The sequence below is a fragment of the Microbacterium umsixpiens genome, from assembly GCF_053543675.1.
This window is the reverse complement of the sequence record NZ_JBLVOH010000062.1, coordinates 29488-32349: the sequence shown is the minus strand read 5'-3', so window position 1 is coordinate 32349 and position 2862 is coordinate 29488. Positions and strand designations below refer to the sequence as shown.

Genomic DNA, 2862 nt, shown 5'->3' with positions numbered 1-2862 from the left:
GTCGCGCCAGGGCCGAGGATCCGGTGATCTTCGAGGCGGGGATCGACCTGCACGCCAAGCCCGGTGACCGCGTCGTCGCGGGGCAGCCGCTGTTCACCCTCTCCGCTGCCGACGACGCACGCTTCGGCCGAGCTCTCGATGCTCTCGAGGGCTCGTGGGAGATCGGCGACGAGGCTCCGGCGGCCGGTCCCATCGTGCGCGAGCGCATCACGGCGTGACCCGCGACCGCTAGCCTGAACTGAGCACATCCGCGACCGAGAGGATCACCATGTCGATCGATGCGAACGGCGACGTCACGCTGCAGGGCGTCTCCCTGCGGAGCCTCCCGAAGGTGTCGCTGCACGACCACCTCGACGGCGCTCTGCGCCCCTCGACGATCCTCGAGCTCGCGGACTCCATCGGCCTCGAGGTCCCGGAATCCACGCCCGCAGCCCTCGGGAAGTGGTTCGCGAAGCAGAGCGACTCCGGTTCGCTGGTCGAGTACCTCAAGACGTTCGACCTGACCACCGCCGTGATGCAGACCCAGGAAGGGCTCACCCGCGTCGCGCGCGAGTTCGTCCAGGATCTCGCAGCCGACGGCGTGGTCTACGGCGAGGTGCGCTGGGCTCCGGAGCAGCATCAGGCGCAGGGCCTCACGCTCGAGCAGACCGTCGAAGCCGTGCAGCAGGGCATCGAGGAGGGCGAGGACGCGGCGGATCGCGACGGTCGCAGCATCCGCGTCGGCCAGCTCATCACGGCGATGCGCCACACCGACCGGGCACGGGAGATCGCGGAGCTCGCGGTCGCCTTCCGCGGTCGTGGCGCCGTCGGCTTCGACATCGCCGGCCCGGAAGACGGCTTCCCGCCGTCGAACCACCGCGCGGCGTTCGACTACCTCGCCGACAACTTCTTCCCGGTGACCGTGCACGCGGGTGAGGCCGCAGGGCTCGCGTCCATCCGCTCGGCGCTGATCGACGGTCGCGCGCTGCGCCTCGGCCACGGTGTGCGCATCGCCGAAGACCTCCAGGTCGTCACACAGGAGGGCGACGAGGTGCAGGTGCAGTTCGGCGACCTGGCCCGTTGGGTGCGCGACCGCGAGATCCCGCTCGAGCTGTCGCCGTCGTCGAACCTGCAGACCGGTGCGATCGCCGCGTGGGGCGACACCCTGGCCGACCACCCGTTCGATCTGCTGTACCAGCTCGGGTTCTCGGTGACGGTGAACGTCGACAACCGCACGATGAGCGCCACCTCGCTGACCCGCGAGCTCGCCCTGCTCGTCGAGACCTTCGAGTACGACCTCGACGATCTCGAGACGTTCCAGTTCAATGCGGCTGCGGCCGCGTTCCTCCCCGTCGAGGAGCGGGAGGAGCTCGTCGAGTTGATCGCCGAGGGATTCGACATCTGACCGTGGCCTCCGGGGGGAGACGGCGCGGGGGCGTCGCGGGAATCATCATCGCTGCGGTGATCGTCGTCGTGGGCGGTGGCTTCGCGGCATACGTCTGGCTGAACCATGCACCGGCCGAGGCCGAAGCGAAGCCGACACGGACACCGACTCCGGTCGAGACCGTGGTCCCGCTGACACCGGCGGAGCAGCTCATCGCGGATGCCGATGATCCGCTCGCCTGCGCGGTGACGTTCACGGGCGAAGGGGTTCCGGCCGACCCCCAGCTGCAGCGGCAGGACGGTCTGTACCAGGCGCTCCCGATCCCGGCACTCGCCGGTCGTGTGTTCGCCGGCTGGTACGCGACGGCGGCGGATGCCGCGGCCTACACCGTCGCCGCACGGGTGAACGGCGCGGACCCCGTCGTCTGCGACCAGCAGCAGGTCGAGCTCTTCGCCGCCTGGAAGACGTCGGAGCAGAACGCGGCCGAGGGCGTGCAGGTCCCGATCCTCATGTACCACCAGTTCACGGCGAATCCCGAGGGGGAGTCCGGCTGGCTGCGCGGCAACTACGCCTACATCGGCGACTTCGACGCGCACATGAACCACATCGCGACGACGGGCTTCTACCTGGCCACCTGGGACGAGCTGAGCGCCTTCATCGACGGTCGGCTCTCGCTGCCCGCGCGGAGCGTGATCATCACGGATGACGATGCCGACCAGACCTGGTTCGACCTCGGGGCCCCCGTCGTGGCGAAGCACGAGCTGCTCGCGACGTCGTTCATGGTGACCGCCTACCGCTCCGACCCGCCGCCGTCGATCCACGTGCTGCGCCGCTCGCACACGCACGACATGCACAAGGCGGGCGATAACGGTGACGGGCTGATGGTGAACTGGACCGCGGATCAGATCGCCGCCGACCTCAACCTCTCCGGCGACACTCTGGGCGTTCGCGAGGTCATCGCCTATCCGTTCGGGCACTACAACGACACCGCCAAGCAGGGCGTCCGGCAGGCCGGCTACGAGATGGCACGGACGATCGAACCCGGGTTCGTCACCATCGGCACCGACAAGCTCGCCCTCCCTGTGGTGCGCATCGACTACGGCATGGGCCTGGACGCCCTGGTGTCGCGCATCGGCTGACGGCGTCGAAGCGGCAGGATGGTCGCATGCCCGACTCCGTTTTCATCGCCGGTCCCGCCTCGTGGAACACGATCGTCGTTCTCGACCGGCTTCCCGAGCCGGTGCCCCACATGCAGTTCGCCGACGAGACGTGGGCGACCGTCGGCGGCACGAGCGCCGGTAAGACCCTGACTCTCACCGGGCTCGGACGTGCGGCGCAGCTCTATGCCCTCGCCGGACCCGACGAGGAGGGCGGCCGCGTGCGTGCGGCCCTCGACCGTGCAGGAGTACGGGTGCGCTGGGGCGAAGGAGCCACCGAGCGGCATCTGAACCTCATGACCCGCGCGGGAGCCCGGGTATCGCTGTACCTGTCGTCGCCGG

Annotated in this window: 2 protein-coding genes and 2 pseudogenes; all 4 read left to right on the top strand. The window is 69.5% G+C overall.

Translation table 11 applies throughout. The features are described from left to right. Nucleotides 1-218: pseudogene (locus ACNPM4_RS06330) on the top strand (thymidine phosphorylase); the annotation flags it as partial. Nucleotides 219-268: 50 nt separating this feature from the next. Next, on the top strand, nucleotides 269-1384 hold the full coding sequence (locus ACNPM4_RS06325) for an adenosine deaminase (protein WP_029262549.1): 1116 nt from the start codon (nucleotides 269-271) through the stop codon (nucleotides 1382-1384). A 56-nt stretch (nucleotides 1385-1440) separates the two neighbouring features. Continuing rightward, nucleotides 1441-2502: a polysaccharide deacetylase family protein gene (locus tag ACNPM4_RS06320; RefSeq protein ID WP_448985098.1), complete on the top strand. Its 1062-nt coding sequence runs from the start codon at nucleotides 1441-1443 to the stop codon at nucleotides 2500-2502. A 26-nt stretch (nucleotides 2503-2528) separates the two neighbouring features. After that, nucleotides 2529-2862 (top strand): annotated as a pseudogene (locus ACNPM4_RS06315) (carbohydrate kinase family protein); the annotation flags it as partial.

Excerpts from the sequence above, each read along its gene's own strand:
- ACNPM4_RS06325 (WP_029262549.1), top strand. The coding sequence starts at position 269 with ATGTCGATCGATGCGAACGGCGACGTCACGCTGCAGGGCGTCTCCCTG.